The following is a 19,329-nucleotide window of genomic DNA, read 5'->3' on the forward strand; positions in this document are numbered from 1 at the left end:
GCCGGTTCTGTTTCCTAACTCATATTGTTATACATATCAAAATAGGCCTCCGCCTCTTTTTCTGTCAATGAAAAATGTTTCTCCAGCTTGGCCAGTATGACTTTTTTGTCTTTCCCCTCTTCCAGGTTATCTTTTATAAGGGCTTTAATGCCCTGTGACAAGCCCTGCTCCAATCCCTGCGACAAGCCCTGTTCCAATCCCTGCGACAAGCCCCGCTCCAGCCCATTCTTCTGCGCATCTTCTGCAAGCCTCTTATAATAGCTTTGCATGGTAGCTTCGTCACTGGCTGCCTTAAGGCGCTCCAGGTACAGATAACGCAGTTCTTTGTCGGCATTCAGGCGTTCCAGTTCCTCCACCGCTTCCTTCATATAACGGTTTCTCTTTGCCATATCTTTAAGCACCTCCCAGTCACGGGCGGATATAAGCTTTGCCCAGTGATATATCTCTGTTTGTTTTTCCTCCTCACTGCAGGAAACCAGTTGACTTAAGTATAGCACACGCAGGCTGATTTTGCCACTATAGACACACCCGGTTTTATCATCCATAAGCCGTATGACCGAATAAAAATGCTCTGTTCCTTTCCGTGGAAATCCCAGGATGCTGATATGTATACACTCCTCCAACGCATCATAATTCTGGCCTTTCAAAAAGTCTTCTGTATACATACGGCTGATATAAAAGAGGCTCCGTTCTTCCCAAAAAGGATGTGACAAAAGCTGTATTTCTATATTCACTTTCTTACAGTGGTTCAGGCGCACCTTTACATCCAGTATTCCTTCCCGGTCATCAGCATATTCCCCGTGGAGAAATGTGTCCGGGAATTCCAGACTGGTGATCTCACCTGCCGGAATGTCCAGCAGACTGCTTAAAAGCCCTGTCAGCGCAGTCTTGTTGCGGAATGTTTTCTTAAAGGCGAAGTCATTGGTCAGGCTTATATCCAGGGGCCTTCCGCTGTCTGCCAGCTGTTTTAGCTGCAAATCCACTTTTTTCTTTCCTTCCCTAAAAAAACGTCTGATACGCCCTTTGTGCCATTTTCCCATAGGCATTGTCCTCCATGAACTATTTGATTTATGTGATATGAACGGAAATCCCGGCAGATACGCCAGTACCCGGCAAAAACATTGGATTTTATGCCGGAAAAGATTTTTATATAGATTGTTCAGAAACAATCTGATTGGTCCAGTATAACATATAAAGGTACTGCTTTCAATATCTCCCCTGCTTTTAAACGGAGTAAATACGCTTTATATCCATGCAAAAAGCAGCGCCGGATCCCTTACCTTTGCCAAAGGAGAGATATCCGGCGCTGCCAATCTTCTGTTTTAAATCATAGCCATTACAGCTTATCCGCATTTCTGAACAGGGTATGGCCGTTTGCGTTCTTCACCAGACCGCTCACATCAGGCTTAGCCAGGACGATGGCATTCAGATAATACAGCGGTATAATGGGCATCTCATCCATCAGGATGGCCTCCGCCTCCTTGAATATCTCCATACGCTTGCTGTTGTCCGCCAGGTTCCGGCATTCTTCTATCATGCTGTCATACTTCATGGCATTGTCCCCGCTCCAGCGGTTCTGGTTATAGGCGCGGGCCTGGGTAAAGCAGTTCAGGTTTGTGTCCGGATCCAGATAGTCACCGGTCCATCCGTCAAAGCAAACATCAAAGTTTCCGGCCTTCTGCTCATCCCAGTACACCTTGGACTCAAAGGTAACAATGTCTGCCTGGACTCCAAGATTATCCTTCCACATGGACTGGATTACCTGGGCAATGTCCTTATTCTCTTTTGTGTTGGTAACAATAAAGGTCAGAACAGGCAGTCCCTCTCCATTGGGATATCCCGCGTCTGCCAGGAGTTTCTTTGCAGCTTCCACATCCTCTTGAATCAAATCACCTGATACGGTGCGGAAATCCTCGGAGGAGCCTTCATATGGTATCCCATAAGGCACGAATCCGTAGGCCGGCTCAGGCTTTGACGGAACGATGGACTCGCAGATTGTCCTGCGGTCAATAGCCATGGCCAGGGCCCTTCTCACATCCGGATTGGACAGATACTCTTTGGAACAGTTGAAATCGTAATATCTGGTTCCAATCTTGTCATATCCTTTCAGTTCTTCTGTATTCCCATACTGGTCAATGGCCTGGGAAGTTACCAGGTTATCGCCCATAGCGTCAATCTCACCTGCATTATATGCGGACAGGGCTGACTCCGGAGACTGGATAATCACGATTTCCACTCCGTCCAGTTTGACGGAACCAGCGTCATAGTAATTGGGATTTTTCTTCAGCACATAGCTGCTCTGGGGATTTATCTTCTCCAGGGTAAATGCACCGTTGCACACATAGGTATCCGCGGATTTGGTCCAGGGATCCTGTCCCTCCACCACCTCCTGCTTGACAGGGAAAAAGTTGCTGGACGCTGTCAGATAAAGGAAATATGGCGTAGGTGCTTTCAGGGTTACCTCCAGGGTTTTGTCATCCACAGCCTTTACCCCCACATCCTGGGCAGAGCCGCCCTGTGTGTTGTATTCTTCCCCGCCCTTCAGATAGTGCAGTTCCCAAGCAGCCGGGGAAGCCGTATCAGGATTCAGGACGCGCTTCCAGGAATATTCAAAGTCTCCTGCCGTCAGATCACTTCCATCGGACCATTTAAGTCCGTCCTTCAATGTGAAGGTGTAGGTCAGCCCGTCTTCGCTTACCTCATATGTGTCACACATGGCATTGCTCAGGCTTCCGTCTGCTTCCAGCTGGAACAGGCCGCAGAACATATTCTGCAGGAAGGTGGACGATGTGCTGTAGTTATTCAGTGTAGGGTCCAGTGTTTCCGGTTCCTCCATCACTGCATAGGTAAGGATCTTTTCTCCCTCTTTTGACCCGGCGGTCCCAGCTGCCGAAGCTTCTGTACCGGCATCTGTACCGGCAGGACTGCTTTGTGCCTGGCCGCAGCCGGCCAGGGTAGTGGCTGTCAGGGCTGCACACAGCAATAGGCTTAATTTTTTCTTCATAACATTTCCTCCTAGTTTTTAACGGATTCCTGTTTGGCAGAATCCAATACAGGAAATTATACCTGCATTCTCCGTGGAAAGTCAATACATGGAAAGCAGTTTGGCTGGGCCGGCCACGTCACCGGCCACCTCCCTGTCACCTTCCTGCCACCTCCCTGTCACAGGCGTCTCTCCTACTCCAGCTCCAGCCCGCCTGTATACAGCTGGTAATACATTCCCCTCTCCCTTATCAGGCTCTCGTGGTCTCCCCGCTCAGCAATACGTCCATGGTCCAGTACCATGATAGCGTCGGAATTGCGGATGGTGGAAAGCCTGTGGGCTATGACGAATACGGTCCTGCCCTTCATCAGCTCATCCATGCCTCTCTGCACCATAGCCTCTGTCCTGGTATCAATGCTGGAAGTGGCTTCATCCAGAATCAGGACCGGAGGATCTGCAATGGCTGCCCGCGCAATGGCTAAAAGCTGGCGCTGGCCCTGGGACAGCTCCTCGCCGTCTCCTGTAAGCATGGTATCGTATCCTTCCGGCAGCATCTCTATAAACTGGTCGGCATTGGCCAGCTTCGCCGCATCGCAGATCTCCCTGTCCGTGGCATCCAGCTTTCCATATCGTATATTCTCTCTGATTGTACCGGTAAACAGGTGGGTATCCTGGAGCACGATGCCAAGAGAGCGGCGCAGGTCGTCTTTCTTTATATGGCGGATATCAATACCATCATATGTGATAGAGCCCTTCTGTATGTCGTAAAAACGGTTAATCAGATTGGTTATGGTGGTCTTTCCCGCCCCTGTGGCTCCCACAAAAGCCAGCTTCTGCCCCGGCTTCGCATACAGGCTGATGTCATGGAGCACTGCATGCCCCGGCTCGTATCCAAAGTCCATATCCTGAAACCGCACATCACCGGTAAGTCTTGTGTATGCGGCCGTGCCGTCCTCACAGGGACATTTCCAGGCCCACAGGCTGGTCCGTTCCGGTACCTCTGTCATTTTTCCGCTTTCATCCATACGGACATTGACAAGGGTCACATCTCCCCGGTCTGTCTCCGGTTCCTCATCCATCATATTAAAAATACGTTCTGCCCCTGCCAGGGCCATGATAATGGAATTGGACTGCTGGGATATCTGGGCAAAGGGCTGGTTAAAGCTCTTTGTAAACTGGAGATAAGAAGCAATCTGGCCCAGGGTCAGCCCTGCCAGGCCGCTTAGTGACAGAATTCCTCCTGCGATAGCTGTGAGCACAAACTGCAGGTTGCCTATGTTGGTAATGACCGGCATAATAACATTGGCGTACTTGTTGGCGTGGAATGCGCTGTCATAGAGCCGGTCATTCAACTTGTCGAATTCCTCCCTGGTCTCCTCCTCATGGTTAAATACCTTGATGACCTTCTGTCCGCTTAAACGCTCCTCAATGTATCCCGTCACCTTTCCGATAGCCAGCTGCTGCGCCACGAAATACCGTCCGCACCGGCCTGCCAGAGTCCTGCTGACAAAGAGCATGAGAACTATCATGGCTGCTGCCAGGACAGAGAGGGGAACGCTGATACCTATCATCACCGCGGATATGGCTATGATGGTGACAAAGGAGGACAATACCATGGGCAGAGCCTGGTTAATCATCTGTCTCAGGGTGTCGATATCATTGGTATAACGGCTCATAAGCTCTCCATGGGGATGACGGTCAAAATACCGTACAGGCAGCGTCTGCATATGCTCAAACATCTCATCCCTGATACGCTTCTGGACGCCCTGGCCAATATTTATCATCAGACGGTTATAAGTGTAGGTACAAATAACCCCAACCACATAAAAGGCTGCCAGCCCTGCCATAACATGGTTCAGAACCGTAAAATCAGGATGCTGCTGCCCCAGGAGAGGGGTGATAAAATCATCTATGAGCACCATCAAAAACAGCGGTCCCGCCACATTGGCCAGAGCGCTTATGACAATGGTCACCAGCACACAGACAAACTGGAGCCTGTAAGTGCCTGCCACATACCCCATAAGGCGTTTTGCCGTTTTGGCATAATGGTGGTTCACGGCTGCATTTTTCTTATTTCCCATCATGATCATCTCCCCCTTTCTTCTGGGATTCAAATACTTCCCTGTAAATCTTATTCCTGGCAAACAGCTCCTGGGGCGTACCAAAGTCATCCACAGCGCCGTGGTTCAGCACGATCACCTTATCTGCATCCTCCACAGAGGATATCCTCTGTGCTATGATTATTTTGGTGGTGTCAGGAATCTCCTCCCGGAACGCCCTGCGAATCATGGCGTCTGTTTTCGTATCCACTGCGCTGGTAGAATCATCCAGAATCAATATCTTAGGCTTCTTGAGCAGGGCCCTGGCAATACAGAGCCTCTGCTTCTGTCCCCCGGATACATTGGTTCCTCCCTGGTCGATATAGGTTTCATACTGGTCGGGAAACTGCCGGATAAACTCGTCTGCCTGGGCCAGACAGCAGGCCCGCTCGATTTCCCCGTCCGTGGCATTTTCATTGCCCCACCGCAGGTTTTCACGGATGGTGCCGCTGAACAGGATATTTTTCTGCAGAACCACTGCCACCTGATTTCTCAGGGACTTAAGCCCATACTCCTTCACATCCCGTCCGCCCACTTTAAGACAGCCCCCGGTCACATCGTACAGCCTTGGTATCAGCTGCACAAGAGTGGTCTTGGAACTTCCAGTCCCTCCCAGTATGCCTATGGTCTCTCCGGATTTTATGTGGATATCCACGTCCTTAAGAGCCAGCTTCTCCTTATCTCCTATGTAGCTGAAAGACACATGCTCAAAGTCAATGCTGCCGTCCGCCACCTCCTGTACCGGATCATCCGGGTCTGACAGGCTGCTCTTTTCATCCAGCACCTCCACGATACGCTCTGCCGAAGAACGGGCCATGATGACCATCACAAACACCATGGAGAGCATCATCAGGCTGGACAATATCTGGACCGCATAGATAATCATGCTGGTGAGCTCACCTGTTGTCATTCTGCTTCCCACAATGAGTCTGGCTCCCAGCCCTGATACCAGCAGGATGCAGTTATACATGCAGAACTGCATCAGCGGGCTGTTCCAGGCTACAATCTTTTCCGCATACTTAAACTGGTAAAAGACCTCCTGGGATATGTGCCGGAACTTTTCGATTTCATACGGCTCCCTCACATAGGCTTTTACCACCCGGATGGCGTTCAGATTTTCCTGAACCACGCGGTTTAACACGTCATAGCGCTTGAATACAGCCTCAAAATAGGGATGGGCCTTTATCACAATGTAAAAGAGCCCCGCTGCCAGGATTGGCAGCACGATAAAAAAGATGGTGGAAAGCTCCCTGCTGATTCCCATAGCCATAATCAGCGCAAAACAGAGCATGATGGGGCCTCTGATAGCAATGCGGATTACCATTTGGTACGCATTCTGCACATTGGTGATGTCCGTGGTCAGACGCGTCACCAGACTGGAAGGAGAAAAGCGGTCAATATTGGAAAAAGAAAACTCCTGTATGTGGTGGAACATATCCTTTCTCAAATTCCGTGCCATACCTGCCGAGGCCCTGGCCGCATTCGTCCCTGCCAGGATACCGAATACCAGAGCCATCATGGACATAACTAAAAGCACGGCTCCAATCTTCAGAATGTAGCCGATACTTCCCCCGCTCATCCCCTTATCAATCATCAGTGCCATGACGCCGGGCACCAGAACTTCCATAAGCACCTCCAGCACCACAAAAACCGGGCAGAGAAGAGATGGCTTTTTATACTCCCGGACTGAGCCAAGCAAAGCCCGGACTGTCTTTTGATGTTGTCCTTTCACTGTTAAAACCTCCTTTTTTTGTAAATTCCCTTGGATTTTGGGGCAATTTAAAGAGCCTAAGACGGCGCTGCCTGGTGGCAGCCATAGGCCCTTCCCCATTACTTAAGATTCTTCATCATTTTCATCCCGATTCGGATGAATGTATCCAGTTCTTCCTTTGGAATATCCCGTGTTATGAACTGTTCCATTTCCAGGATATCCTTAAGCACCCGTCCTTCCAGCTCCCATCCTTTTTCAGTGGGAATGATTTTTTTACACCTGGCGTCATAGGACGCCTCCTCCCTGTAAATCAGGCCCTTTCGCTCCATCAGCTTCAGAATCTCCGTGGCCGTGGGGCGGCGCAGGTTAAATTCCTCCTCTATATCCTTCTGAAACAGGTCCTGCTCCCTGCAGCGGCCGAGAATAAAGTGCAGGATTCCATTCTGGGCAGGTGTCAGCCCTCCCACACCCTCAGCGCTGTCAATCTTGCGCCGGATCAGGTTGGAAAGGGTGGCGATAAGGCGGACGGTAGGATTAACAGCCATGGAATTTACTCCTTTTATTATATGCAGAAAAACAGTTTCTGTTAGTCACCTAACAATTCTAAGGCAACCTATCCGGTCTGTCAACCAAATTCACACAATTGTAACGGCTCCGGCGCCAGGCAGGACCGGTCCGGTAAGGTTCAGGAGGGTTCCCCCATGATTTGATAAAATCCGCATTTACAACCTGGATTTTCCTGCTATAATTGGTAGGGGTGTCTTATCCCAATTCATACTCTGAGAGGTTATCATGAAACACAATTCACATCAATTTCATTGCGGACTAAAAGACGGCATACCCATCGGTCTGGGATACCTGGCCGTGTCCTTTACATTTGGAATCATGGCAAGGGGAGCCGGCCTCACCACCCTACAGTCCGTTGTCATGTCCTTTACAAACCTGACCAGCGCGGGACAATTTGCAGCACTGGGAATCATACAGGCCGGGGCCCCCTTTATGGAAATGGCAGTGGCCCAGCTCATCATCAACCTGCGCTACTGTCTTATGTCCTGTTCCCTGTCCCAGAAGCTGGGCGCAGACATGCCCTTCTTCCACCGTTTCTTTATGTCCTATGGAGTTACAGACGAGATATTCGGCGTTTCCGTATGCCGGCCCGGCTTTTTAAGTCCCTTTTACAGCTATGGGCTCATCTGTGTCGCCGTACCCGGCTGGACCCTCGGCACCCTGTTGGGAGCTGTTTCCGGGGAACTGCTTCCGGCACGCCTTTTAAGCGCCCTGAACGTGGCACTGTACGGAATGTTCCTGGCCGTGGTGATTCCGCCGGCCAAGACAAGCAGGATTCTCACCGGCGTCATCCTGGCCTCCATGGCCTTAAGCCTTGTGTTTGCCCATGTCCCCCTGCTGGCAGGTCTATCATCCGGCTTTAAAATCATCCTGCTAACCATCCTGATTGCCGGTGCCGCAGCCATTCTGTTCCCTGTAAAGGAGGAAAATGAACATGAATCATAATGTGTACCTGTATATTCTTGTGATGGCAGGCGTGACCTACCTGATCCGTCTTCTTCCGCTGACCTTGATTAAGAAGGAGATAAAGAACGTATATGTCAAGTCTTTTCTCTATTACGTCCCCTACGTCACCCTGTCCGTCATGACCTTTCCTGCCATTCTCCACGCCACAGCCTCTGTGTGGTCCGGCGCAGCAGCCCTGGCAGTGGCTGTTCTTCTGGCCTGGAAGGGAAAGAGCCTGTTCCAGGTGTCCCTGGCCGCATGTGCCATGGTATTTCTGCTGGAACTGTTTCTGTAAATAAAACCATTTCACATCCCAGGACTCCTACAGCGACAATCCGCCTCTTGCCCTTGCCCGCCTGTCCATGATGGAATGGATGACAGGAACCATGAATATGGCCACGATTCCGCCTGCATAACCGTTATTATACAGGTTCATGCCCCCATACACGATTCCCACATTGAGGGCAACGGAGGAATGCAGGTAGCCTGCCACGATTCCGGCCACCACGCCGAATTCCCCTGCCACCGGCGCAAGGGTGGTGGAGAATAAAAGGGCCAGCATGGGGGATGGCTGATAAATGTTCCATGTCTTGGTAAAGCTGGCCAGATATACCCCCATCATCACCGGAGCTATGTTCCTCAGATGTTTTCCCGTGGCCCCAAAGCCCACAATGGTGAAGATTCCGCAGATGGTAGGTCCGTTCAGTTCACCTCCCACTGCCAGTACAAAATAGGTGGCAAACAGTCCATTGACTCCCATGTTGAACACAGTGCTGGCACCGCCTTCATCTCTCAGATAATCTGTTCCGCCGATTCCATAGGATTTGATAATTCTTCTGTAAGATTCCCAGATGCTTCTGCCCCGCACCGCAACCCCGAATACAATCATTCCGCCAAACAGTACGGACAGCACGATTCCAAAGATCTCATTGTTTCCCGTGGACCATATGAGCCTGGATTCTATCTCCACTCCAAGGGATTTTAACACTGACACAATGACCGTCGCTATGATGCCTGCGGCAAACCCCACATTGTACAAAGAATATCCTTTGTGTGCAAAATGCACATGAGTGGAAAGGGGCGGCAGCACAAAACCTATAATCAGTCCCACGGCCAGGGCTATGGCCATCCGCATCACCACCGGCAGGTTGCCCACCTGCATCATCTGGGTGATGATGGGCGAAAGGCTGGTGCCGTAAAAGCCAATATAAATATACCTTCGCATGGACGTCTTGTGATACCTGGCGTACAGGTACACTCCGGCCAAAATAGCCCAGATGTTAAGCAGGTTTTTGCCAAACAGCGAAAAACCGAACATCAGACAGCTGGAAGTGATGGTGTGGCCGTCCATGTCCATACCCATAAAGTAGATGATACCTATACTCATAAGAGTCAGTGCACCGGCGTTGATGAGGGCCGCCCCCACACCGCCCACAACAAAATAATCCGTAATCAGAAAATCCGGCTCTTTTATCAGACGCACGATTCCCGGACCGATTTCCTGGATTGGCTGCAGAAACAGCCCAATGACCATAAAATAAACAGGAAGCAGCGACAGCAGAAAAAACTTCTGCTTCCTGGTCAGGGATTTCAGTTCATGAAAATGTTCCAGATGTTTCATAAATACCTCCCAATCAACATTCTTTTTCTATCATAACTGATAGACCCCCGGTTGGCAAAGACATTTTTTACTTCTATTGGAAAATTTATTATTATGGGTTAGGTTAGGCAATCAGTGGTGCCATGCATAAAAAGCGGCGGACAGCCTTCCTCAAGCCATCCGCCGTTTATCATCTTTTTTTCTTCCTTTCCTTTAACTGTTAGCCGTCTTACCCAGTCTTTGGGTTCTCTTTTTCTCCAGCCTGTCTATGATGACCGTGGCAGACATGTCGCCCAGACAGTTCATGGTTGTGGTACCCATATCAAAGAATCGGTAGAAGCCGCCTACCATAATTACAATCTCCAGAGGAATTCCCACTGCTGCCGCTACAATCATAAGATTCATCAGGCCGCCGCCCGGAACACCGGAACCAGTGGAGGTAACCAGAGCTGTTACAAAAATCGTATTAAAAATCTGTCCTGGCGTGAGGGCAATTCCCATGGCCTGTGCGCTGAACAGAATGACAACGCTGCAAAGCACTGCCACGCCATCCTTGTTAATAGTTCCGCCCAGCGTGATGCCCAATCCTGCAACTGAGTCTTCCACTTCAAAATTTTCTTTGGCCACATTCATGCTGACTGGAATCACTGCAGCACTGCTGCAGGTACTGGCGGCAGCAGCTATGGTCGGAAAGCTCCTTTTCAAGAAATTCAGAGGGGTAATGCCGGTAAACAGCCATAAAATCAAACAATATACCACTATCAGATGAAGGATGCAGCACAAATAGAAGGTACCTAAAAGCTTGGACATGGTGAGCAGCAGGTTGATGCCGTATTTTCCCAGGGCATTGGCCATAAGACAGAATACTCCTATGGGAGCCAGCTTCAGGGCAATACTGATGATGGACATTACCAAGTCCGCCATACTGACAAACCAGTTGCGCACAGGCGTCCTCTTTTCCTCGGGCAGCATGACAATGGCTACTCCCATAATAACTGCTATGATTAATACCTGCATCATATTTGCATTGTTAAATGTTGCAAAAATATTGCTGGAAAACATATCTGTGAAGAACTTACCCACAGTAGGAAGCTCCGCTATCTCTACAGCCTCCGCACTGCCTTCTGTAAACTGGAAACCCACACCCGGATGGAACACTCCGGTTATCACCAGCCCCAGGACCGATGCCGCCACTGTGGTAAACATATAAAAGACCACGATTCGGATACCGATTCTTCCCAGAGTCTTAGGATTATCCATACTGGTAATCCCCTTTACCATCATGCAGATGACAATGGGAACAAGGAACATTTTCATCAGATTCAGCCAGATTGTTCCAATAAAACCAATGCAGGTAGCCTTTTCCCCCAACAGTATGCCTAGCAATGATCCCAGCAGCATGGCTATAAGGATTTTTGTGATATCATTCATCTTATTATACTTTTTCAACATTTGTAATCCCCTCCTAATAGAAATACGTTAGATATATTGAAGCACTCCGCTCTCTGATACAGCCAGCAGTTTTCCTTCCTTGTAATAACACCTCGCCGTGTGGGAGGAAATCTCAATCCAGAACGAAGGCACCCCTCTCCCCCACTCTTCCATCCTCTGCTCCATCGTAATCTCTTCATCTCCCTGTCTGCCAAGAATGACAATTTCATCCCCCACCTTGGCATCCGGGAAATCTGCCAGATCTATGATGGTATGCTCCAGGCTGATTGTGCTGGCCACTTTCGCCTTTCTTCCGTGAAGAAGTACATATCCGCCGGCCAGCTTTGGACTAATACCGTCTCCAAGTCCTCCTGCCATAATTCCAATCCGCTTAGGCGAATCCAGTTTTACCGCTTTATAGTTCTCCCCAAATTTACCTCCACATACCTGGTTTATATGTATAAGCCGGCTCTTCCATGCCGTAATCGGATGCTTTAACTGCGGATGCCCCTCCCTCCTGTCAAGAGGTGAATATCCCCAGATTGCCCGTCCCGGACACACTCCGGTCATACGGATTTCCGGCAGTGCGATTCCTCCCGGTGTATTGGCCAGCTGGCAAAATGGTATCTTTTTTCCTTCCTCTCCCAACACTTCAATTGCAGCGGAGAACCGTTCATATTGCCACAGACCGTATTCCGCTGACACATCCGGCCAGTTTACTGCTGCCATATGACTGTATACACCTTCCACATATAGGTTGGGCAATGCTGTGATTTTCCTGTAAAAGTCCGGAAATTCTTCCGCGTTTACGCCCAGCCTTCCCCTTCCCGTATCAATTTTAACAAATACAGGTACAGGTGAGGAGGCTGCATCTGATATGGCTTTTGCCTCTCGTTCCGACAGTATGGTGGGTATTAAATGATATTGGATGTAAAGCTCTGCCACCTCCTCTATGGTATTGCTGGCAAAAACAAGCAACGGCATCTTTACCCCATTTTCCCTCAGTTTAATGGCCTCGCTGATACTGCCCATACCAAGGTAATCTGCACCGCACGCCTCCAACTCCTTTCCGCACGGTACGATTCCGTGTCCATAGGCATTTGCTTTGACTGCGGGCATCACTTTCACATCCGGCCCCACCATTTTTTTAAATGCAAAAAAATTGTCTCTCACGTTATCCAGACTGATCTCCAGCCAGCAGGAACGTTTCAGGTTATATCCGTCCATTTCTTAACACTCCCCTATTTTCTGTTTTCTGTAATAATTAATCAGACATCCTGCGAGCAGAATATCCCGTTCTGTCTCCGTCAATCCTTCCAATGCAAGCGTGATGCCTCGGACATTGCCGTCACTTCCCAGTGTTCGGGCTGCAATACATTTCTTTCCTTCTAACAGAGCCTTGCGTATACCCTCAATAAATATATAATCCCCCTGTACACAGTCAAATTTTTCCCTTCCATCCAGAGTAAAAGGAATAATGCCCCAATTAATACAATTACTGCGGTATCTCTTTGTTGCATACTCGAAACAGAGATTGGCAATTCCTCCAAGAACCTTCTGACAGGAGGCCGCTTGCTCTCTGGCCGAACCGTCCCCCGGTTTATTGGCAAACAAACAGGAACCGTAACCAGTACCTGCAATCATGTCTTCATCAATACCAAATCGGTTCATCACCTGAACCAGCTCCTCCGGCATTTTTCCCTGTTTTCTCTCCTCTTCCACTGCCTGAATGGACCGACAGTACCCGGCATAACCGGGAACCCTTCTGCACAGCGCATATTCTGCCAGACGGATAGGATTAGACCGGTAGGAAGCCGTGTCGCCGGAAGGAATAAGTTCGTCCGTGGTTGTTACCGGGTCATGTATGACTGCGGAAAACCTCATCAGTATATTATCATGCAGTTCATCCATAGGTGGCCAATCCACGATATTAGGGCCGGTCACTAACCTCACAGACGCATCAGCCTTTCCATACCCGTAATAAACCCGCTTCTTATACACAGTCCCGTCAAAACAGTACTTTAGGTCCGGTATCTGGTAGTCCAAATCCGTGGCTGCTGTAATAACACCCTGATTGGCAGCAGTGGCTGCTATGGAACGTGCATCCATGAGAGCTACTGCGCAGTATTGCCCCTCATCCGGTCTGCTTCCTTCCCTGTTAGGAAAATTCCTCGTAGCATGACGAATGGAAAAGGTATGTGTAGCTGGGATATCCCCATAGCCGGAACAGGAACCGCAGATACACGGTTTCATGATTGCTCCGGATGACAGCAGTTTCTCCGCTGCACCGGAACGAATCAGCGCCAGGTTAACCGGCATACTGGCCGGATATACAGTCATGGAAAAACCATCCTTTCCCAAAGTGGCGTCTTTTAATATCTCAGCCGCCTCCTGTAGATTCTCAAACAAACCACCTGCGCATCCCGCTATGCTGCCCTGGTCAGCAATCACCCTTCCATCCTTAATTTTATGGGAAAGCTGAAGCTTATTCTTCCCAAAGAGCCGTTCTGCCTCCTGATCCACCTCCTCCAGCAGTTCTTTTGCCCTCTCGTTAAACTCATGAATCGTCACCGCGTTGCTGGGATGAAAGGGCAGGGCAATCATTGACTCAATGCGGCCTAAGTCGAGATAGATTACACCGTCATAATAGGCTGGACTCCTGGCCTTCAACTTCCTGTAATCCCCGGGCCTTCCATGGTTCCTGTAATAGGCTTGGGTTATCTCGTCTGTCTCCCATATGGAGGACAGGCAGGAAGTTTCTGTCATCATGGTATCAATATTGCACCTGTAATCCGCTGTAAGATTCTTAAGTCCGGGGCCTGTAAATTCCAGAATTTTGTTTTTTACAGTTCCGGGCTTAAAAAGTGCTGCCACCATAGCAAGGGCCACATCTTCAGGTCCCACACCTCTCTTTGTATTCCCGGTCACATAGCAGAGTACCACCTCAGGAGATGGTATGTCATAAGTCCTTCCAAGCAGCTGCTTTACCAGCTCCGGTCCACCTTCCCCAAATCCCATTGTTCCCAGGGCACCATACCTTGAATGGCTGTCAGATCCAAGTATCATGCCGCCGCACGCAGACAGTTCCTCTCTCGCATATGCGTGCATGACAGCCAGGTTGGCCGGAACATAATTTCCGCCATACTTTTTTGCTGCCGTCAGCCCAAACACATGGTCATCCTCGTTAATCGTTCCCCCTACCGCACAAAGGCTGTTATGGCAGTTGGTCATCGCATAAGGCACGGGAAATTCCGTCATTCCGCTGCTTCTGGCTGTTTGAATGATTCCAACATAAGTAAGGTCCTGGGATATCAACGCATCAAATTTTATCTGCATCCTGTCCGGTTCCTCTGATATGCTGTGTGCCCGCAGAATCTGATAAGCAATGGTGTTCTCCCTGGCATCATCCGGTTGTATCCCGGCTTCTTTAACCAGACATCCGTTGTCCAGGTATATACCATCCATCTGTATATCAAACATCTATTATCCGCCTCCTTTCTCATACTTGTATAAGAAGCAAATTTAATGCCAATTTTTTTAATCTTTTTTTCATTATATTTGAACCATTACACAAGTCTTTTGTCATATGTTTTATCATTCGTTAAATTTTAAAACGTTTTTATGTTTTTAATGTTTAATTTCAAAACACAATATGATAAACTGGATGTAGATTACGCTGCATTTGTGTTTTATATCTTTGTTATTCCGGGAGGAAGCTTATGAAGAGTCATGAACTGATGCTGATATCTGTTTACCCTGAAATGCTGGAGGATATCCAGGCGGTCTGCCAGACCATGCATATCGAACCTACCATTCTTCAATGGGAAATAGCCCAACAGGGACTTCTGGACAAGCTGAACCAGATGTTTTTGGAACTGCCTAAGCCCGATGTCATTATCAGCCGCGGGGCCACCGCAGGCATGATTGAACAATACTTCCCCGAAATCGTATCCATACGTGCTGAACCGGACAATCTGGAAATACTGGAGATACTAAACAAGGCACGGGAATATGGTTCACGAATCGGTCTTATTCTTTTTGATGAATACGTAGATCACTATAAGATTAAAACTGTAGAACATCTGTTAGATGTGGAAGAGGTACGTATCTATCCCTTCCGTTCCCGGGCTGATATCGAGTCCCAGGTTCTAAGAGGCAAACGGGACGGAATGGATGTAATGGTGGGCGGCGGAACCCTGGCCCTGCGCATGGGCAAACAATGTGGAATGAATGTATGCTTTGTCGAATCCGGAAGGCTGAGCTTAAAAAAAGCCATACGGCAGGCTGAATCCATTATATATGCCAGACAACGTGAAAAGCTGCAGCTGAAATGCTTCAGTTCTGCAGCTTCTTCCATCCAGGAGGGAATCCTCTCCACGGAGAACGGGACCATCGTGGTTGCCAATCAGGAAATGGGGCATATCCTAAATATCAATGAACGGCTCATACTGAATAAAAAGGCAGAAGCTCTGCCGTCTTCCCTGATGGCTCCCTGTATACTCACATTCATGTTCCATGACACGGCAGATGACGGAATCCTGAAAATCAACGGGCAGAACTATTATGTTAAAAAAAGTACTGCCCGCAGCAAAACAAATCAGAGAATCATAGCCGTATTTCAGGGCACACACAACATTCAATACCAGGAACAAAGGGTTCGTTCAGAGCTGCGCAACAACGGCTTTATGGCAAAATACACTTTTGAGGACATCGTGGCGGAAAGCGCTCTGATGAAAAGCCTGATGGATAAAGCCAGACTGTATGCCTCCACCAACGCAGGAATCCTAATCAACGGAAACAGCGGTACCGGCAAGGAACTTCTGGCCCAGAGCATACATAACGCAAGCCCCAGACACAATCAGCCCTTCGTGGCTGTCAACTGTGCAGCCATCCCCGCCTCCCTTCTGGAAAGCGAATTATTCGGTTATGAGGAAGGAGCATTTTCCGGAGCAAAAAAAGGAGGAAAGCGCGGACTGTTCGAATTGGCCCATAAAGGTACCATCTTTCTGGATGAAATCAATTCCATGCCCATTGAACTGCAGAGTGTTCTGCTGCGTACCATTCAGGAGAAAGAAATTCGAAGAGTAGGCGCTCAAAAAAATATCTATGTGGATATCCGCATCATCTCCGCCTGCAACAAGAACATGGAAGAACTCATTGCGGACGGCAAATTCCGGGCCGACCTGTACTACCGCCTGAATACACTGAAGCTGACTATGCCCGACCTGGAGACCAGAAAAGAAGATATTCCGCCGCTGTGCGGATATTTCCTAAAACGCTATTCTGCCAAGTACAGTGTTCCAATTCCCGCTCTTTCCCCGGAAGACAGTGAGATTCTCCTCAAACGCAGCTGGCCGGGTAATGTCAGGGAACTGGAAAACACCATGCACCGCTATGTCATCTTAAGCAGCCTGCAGCATTGCTCTGTAAATGACTGTCTGGATGGAACCCCGCCGGAGCAGGCTGCATCCTCCGGAGCTTCGCAGCCACCGTTAGAAGGTACATTGGCCCAGATGGAGCTGGCCCTTATCCGGAAGTGCCTGGAGGAAAATCACGGCAGCCGTGAAAAAACGGCTAAGCAGCTGGGCATTTCACGCTCAACTCTCTGGAAGAAGCTGTCACAGCAGGCTTGACGGACTACCTGATACTGCGGTAATAATTAATCATGCCTCCCAGTACCAGCATCCTGCGCTCCTCCTCTGTCATTTCCCCTATGGACAGCCGGACCTTCTCTCCTGTTTTCAGTATGATTCCCTCTAGCTGCTCCTCTCCCATCCTTATCTTCCCGGATGCGTCCGGCAGCAGCAGATAATCTCCCTTTTTCAGGTCCGGCCTTTCCTTACAGGACAAAGGTATAAGTCCCCAGCTGATGCAGTTGGAACGATAACGCTTAGTGCTGTATTCTATTGCCAGATTAGCCCATCCCCCCAGAACCTTCTGGTTGCTGGCCGCCTGTTCTCTGCTGCTTCCGTCACCAATCTTATCACTGATTAGGAGACTGCCGTAAGAAATATCCTTCATCTCCGACCCTAACATGGTGCAGACCTGTTCCAGAACAGAACGTGTCCCTGTATTTTCATTCTCCAGGGCATCTCGGATATTTCCTGCATACTCCACATATTCCTGGTCCTTACTTATAAGGGTATAGGCTGCAATCTTCTCGGGGTTGCTTCGAAGAGAGGAGGCTTCCCCGCTTGGACACAATTCATCTGTAGTAATGCTTCCTTCAAAACAGGCTGCTGCCTTTAACAACACGTGCTTCCTCATCTCAGAAAAATCAGGCCAGTCCTTGATATTTGGTCCCTTGGGCACATGAATGCAGGGGTTGGGACAGCCAAATCCATTATATACGCCTCCCCTATATATGGTATTCTCGAAATGATAATCAAATTTTCTATATACAGTATCCATCTCCGTAGCTGCTGTGAGGAGGCCTCCATTGCGTACAGTGGAAGCAATACTCCTGGCATCCATAAGCGCAGTAGCACTAAGCTGTCCGCTGTCTGTCTTAGATCCCTCCCGGCTGTAATAATTGCGGGATACATGCCGGATACCTAATGTATTATTGGCCGGCACATCCACGGTGCCGAAGCAGGGACCGCAGATACACGGCCGTATGGTGACTCCTGACAGCAGGAGACGTTCAGCCACTCCCTGCCGCATAGTTTCCAAAAATACAGGCTGGCTGGCCGGATAAATGCCCAGGCTGATGCCGTCTCCTGATATCTTATATCCATCCAATATATCTGCTACGGCTGCTATATTATCAAAAGTACCACCGGCACATCCCGCAATGGATGCCTGCTGAACCATCAGTCTCTTATTCTTTATCTTATCCCTCAAAGTGTAGGTTAATCCGCTGCGCATATACGCATCCTTCTCTACAGACTCCAGTACCCCATCCAGGTATGCGCGATCCCTGCACAATTCCCTGATAGAATATACATTACTGGGATGGAACGGAAGTGCAATCATGGGTTCCATACTACTCAGGTCAATTTCAATTAAACCGTCATACAGGGCGTCTCCTGTGGGTTCCAGTTTTTCATACGCATCCTCCCTTCCATGTATAGCCAGCCACTCCCTGACGGTTTCATCGGTCATCCATATACTGGAAAGGGCTGCGGTCTCTGTGGTCATCACATCAATACCCATCCGGTATTCCATGGAAAGATTAGCAATTCCATCTCCTACCACTTCAAGAATCTTATTCTTACAGAAACCACAGTCAAAGACTGCTCCTATCAGAGTAAGGGCTACATCCATAGGCCCCACACCCGGTACAGGAGCTCCACTCAGTTTCACAGCTATGACAGGAGGACGTCTTATGTCATAAGTGCTTCCCAGAGCCTGTCTGGCAATCTCTGTCCCCCCTTCTCCGATTCCCATAGTACCAAGGCAGCCATAACGGGTATGGCTGTCACTTCCAAGGATCATTCTGCCTCCCCCTGCCGCACATTCCCTCATATACTGATGAATAACAGCTGTATATGGCGGCACAAAAATACCACCCAGCTTTTTCATGCACCCTAATCCGTAGGCGTGGTCATCATTATTAATGGTGCCGCCTGTAGCTGCCAGTGTATTGTGGCAATTGGTCAGTATCCACGGGATGGCAAGAGGCCTCTCCCCAACCGCGCAAAGCTCCTGAAGGATGCTGGTATAATTATCATCCGGGCTTACAAGCATATCAAATTTCAGGTAAAGATTTTCCATATCCGGGCCTTCATTATGGGCTTCAAGAATCCTCCATGCCATGGTGTGGGACCTGGCCGTTTCTATATCTGCGCAGTAATCACAGGCACGGACAAACGTTCCATCAGCCAGGCGGACAAAGGGTTCTTTTTTCAACTGAATCATGTGGCATTCCTCTCTTTCATCAATGTTTGAACCTGTCTTAAATATTAAATACTGTCATCTTTAATATAGAGCAATTCTCATGCCAAATTCCACAGCAGCACATGTCCAATCTCCCTGGTAAAACAGTAAAAAA

13 protein-coding genes are annotated in these 19,329 nt (G+C 49.0%); 3 read left to right on the forward strand and 10 right to left on the reverse strand.

Annotated features, from left to right (window positions below; translation table 11 throughout):
• Positions 1 to 14: 14 nt before the first annotated feature.
• The 5 genes from CGC65_RS18140 to CGC65_RS18160 form a co-directional block, all read right to left on the reverse strand.
• Positions 15 to 1,040 carry an Rpn family recombination-promoting nuclease/putative transposase gene (locus tag CGC65_RS18140; RefSeq protein WP_002564800.1) on the reverse strand — a complete coding sequence of 342 codons (1,026 nt, stop codon included), beginning with the start codon at positions 1,038 to 1,040 and terminating at the stop codon, positions 15 to 17.
• 296 nt (positions 1,041 to 1,336) lie between these two features.
• Complete coding sequence (locus CGC65_RS18145; RefSeq protein ID WP_002564801.1) at positions 1,337 to 3,004, reverse strand: peptide ABC transporter substrate-binding protein; 1,668 nt, start codon at positions 3,002 to 3,004, stop codon at positions 1,337 to 1,339.
• A 173-nt stretch (positions 3,005 to 3,177) separates the two neighbouring features.
• Positions 3,178 to 5,067: an ABC transporter ATP-binding protein gene (locus tag CGC65_RS18150; RefSeq protein ID WP_002564802.1), complete on the reverse strand. Its 1,890-nt coding sequence runs from the start codon at positions 5,065 to 5,067 to the stop codon at positions 3,178 to 3,180.
• Positions 5,054 to 6,814: an ABC transporter ATP-binding protein gene (locus CGC65_RS18155; RefSeq protein ID WP_002564803.1), complete on the reverse strand. Its 1,761-nt coding sequence runs from the start codon at positions 6,812 to 6,814 to the stop codon at positions 5,054 to 5,056. The genes CGC65_RS18150 and CGC65_RS18155 overlap by 14 nt, the downstream gene beginning before the upstream one ends.
• A 98-nt stretch (positions 6,815 to 6,912) precedes the next feature.
• Positions 6,913 to 7,338 carry a MarR family winged helix-turn-helix transcriptional regulator gene (locus CGC65_RS18160; protein ID WP_002564804.1) on the reverse strand — a complete coding sequence of 142 codons (426 nt, stop codon included), beginning with the start codon at positions 7,336 to 7,338 and terminating at the stop codon, positions 6,913 to 6,915.
• Positions 7,339 to 7,585: 247 nt separating this feature from the next.
• Here CGC65_RS18160 and CGC65_RS18165 point away from each other — a divergent pair, with 247 nt between their 5' ends.
• Positions 7,586 to 8,305 carry an AzlC family ABC transporter permease gene (locus CGC65_RS18165; protein WP_002564805.1) on the forward strand — a complete coding sequence of 240 codons (720 nt, stop codon included), beginning with the start codon at positions 7,586 to 7,588 and terminating at the stop codon, positions 8,303 to 8,305.
• Positions 8,295 to 8,600, forward strand: a complete 306-nt coding sequence (locus tag CGC65_RS18170; protein WP_002564806.1) for an AzlD domain-containing protein — start codon at positions 8,295 to 8,297, stop codon at positions 8,598 to 8,600. Before CGC65_RS18165 ends, CGC65_RS18170 begins: the two co-directional genes overlap by 11 nt.
• 27 nt (positions 8,601 to 8,627) lie before the next feature.
• Here the strand turns inward: CGC65_RS18170 and CGC65_RS18175 are convergent, their stop codons facing one another.
• The 4 genes from CGC65_RS18175 to CGC65_RS18190 all read right to left on the reverse strand — a co-directional run bounded on the left by CGC65_RS18175 (position 8,628) and on the right by CGC65_RS18190 (position 14,816).
• Entirely contained in the window at positions 8,628 to 9,926 is a 1,299-nt protein-coding gene (locus tag CGC65_RS18175) for a DUF1576 domain-containing protein (protein WP_002564807.1), read from the reverse strand.
• A gap of 192 nt (positions 9,927 to 10,118) precedes the next feature.
• Positions 10,119 to 11,357 (reverse strand): dicarboxylate/amino acid:cation symporter, encoded by a 1,239-nt coding sequence (locus CGC65_RS18180; RefSeq protein WP_002564808.1) that lies wholly within the window; start codon positions 11,355 to 11,357, stop codon positions 10,119 to 10,121.
• 27 nt (positions 11,358 to 11,384) lie between these two features.
• A complete protein-coding gene (gene alr, locus CGC65_RS18185) occupies positions 11,385 to 12,563 on the reverse strand; it encodes an alanine racemase (RefSeq protein WP_002564809.1) in 1,179 nt (392 codons plus the stop codon).
• A gap of 3 nt (positions 12,564 to 12,566) precedes the next feature.
• On the reverse strand, positions 12,567 to 14,816 hold the full coding sequence (locus CGC65_RS18190) for a hydratase (protein WP_002564810.1): 2,250 nt from the start codon (positions 14,814 to 14,816) through the stop codon (positions 12,567 to 12,569).
• A gap of 239 nt (positions 14,817 to 15,055) precedes the next feature.
• Here CGC65_RS18190 and CGC65_RS18195 point away from each other — a divergent pair, with 239 nt between their 5' ends.
• Positions 15,056 to 16,969: a sigma 54-interacting transcriptional regulator gene (locus tag CGC65_RS18195; RefSeq protein ID WP_002564811.1), complete on the forward strand. Its 1,914-nt coding sequence runs from the start codon at positions 15,056 to 15,058 to the stop codon at positions 16,967 to 16,969.
• A gap of 4 nt (positions 16,970 to 16,973) precedes the next feature.
• Here the strand turns inward: CGC65_RS18195 and CGC65_RS18200 are convergent, their stop codons facing one another.
• Positions 16,974 to 19,196 (reverse strand): hydratase, encoded by a 2,223-nt coding sequence (locus tag CGC65_RS18200; protein WP_002564812.1) that lies wholly within the window; start codon positions 19,194 to 19,196, stop codon positions 16,974 to 16,976.
• Between the last annotated feature and the right edge of the window lie 133 nt (positions 19,197 to 19,329).

Source organism: Enterocloster bolteae (assembly GCF_002234575.2).
Classification (GTDB): domain Bacteria; phylum Bacillota; class Clostridia; order Lachnospirales; family Lachnospiraceae; genus Enterocloster; species Enterocloster bolteae.

Bases quoted from the DNA above. Each gene is read 5' to 3' on its own strand.
- CGC65_RS18140 (WP_002564800.1), bottom strand. From the start codon at position 1,040: ATGGGAAAATGGCACAAAGGGCGTATCAGACGTTTTTTTAGGGAAGGA.
- CGC65_RS18160 (WP_002564804.1), bottom strand. From the start codon at position 7,338: ATGGCTGTTAATCCTACCGTCCGCCTTATCGCCACCCTTTCCAACCTG.
- CGC65_RS18170 (WP_002564806.1), top strand. From the start codon at position 8,295: ATGAATCATAATGTGTACCTGTATATTCTTGTGATGGCAGGCGTGACC.
- CGC65_RS18150 (WP_002564802.1), bottom strand. From the start codon at position 5,067: ATGATGGGAAATAAGAAAAATGCAGCCGTGAACCACCATTATGCCAAA.
- CGC65_RS18165 (WP_002564805.1), top strand. From the start codon at position 7,586: ATGAAACACAATTCACATCAATTTCATTGCGGACTAAAAGACGGCATA.
- CGC65_RS18190 (WP_002564810.1), bottom strand. From the start codon at position 14,816: ATGTTTGATATACAGATGGATGGTATATACCTGGACAACGGATGTCTG.
- CGC65_RS18180 (WP_002564808.1), bottom strand. From the start codon at position 11,357: ATGTTGAAAAAGTATAATAAGATGAATGATATCACAAAAATCCTTATA.
- CGC65_RS18200 (WP_002564812.1), bottom strand. From the start codon at position 19,196: ATGATTCAGTTGAAAAAAGAACCCTTTGTCCGCCTGGCTGATGGAACG.
- CGC65_RS18195 (WP_002564811.1), top strand. From the start codon at position 15,056: ATGAAGAGTCATGAACTGATGCTGATATCTGTTTACCCTGAAATGCTG.
- alr (WP_002564809.1), bottom strand. From the start codon at position 12,563: ATGGACGGATATAACCTGAAACGTTCCTGCTGGCTGGAGATCAGTCTG.
- CGC65_RS18175 (WP_002564807.1), bottom strand. From the start codon at position 9,926: ATGAAACATCTGGAACATTTTCATGAACTGAAATCCCTGACCAGGAAG.
- CGC65_RS18145 (WP_002564801.1), bottom strand. From the start codon at position 3,004: ATGAAGAAAAAATTAAGCCTATTGCTGTGTGCAGCCCTGACAGCCACT.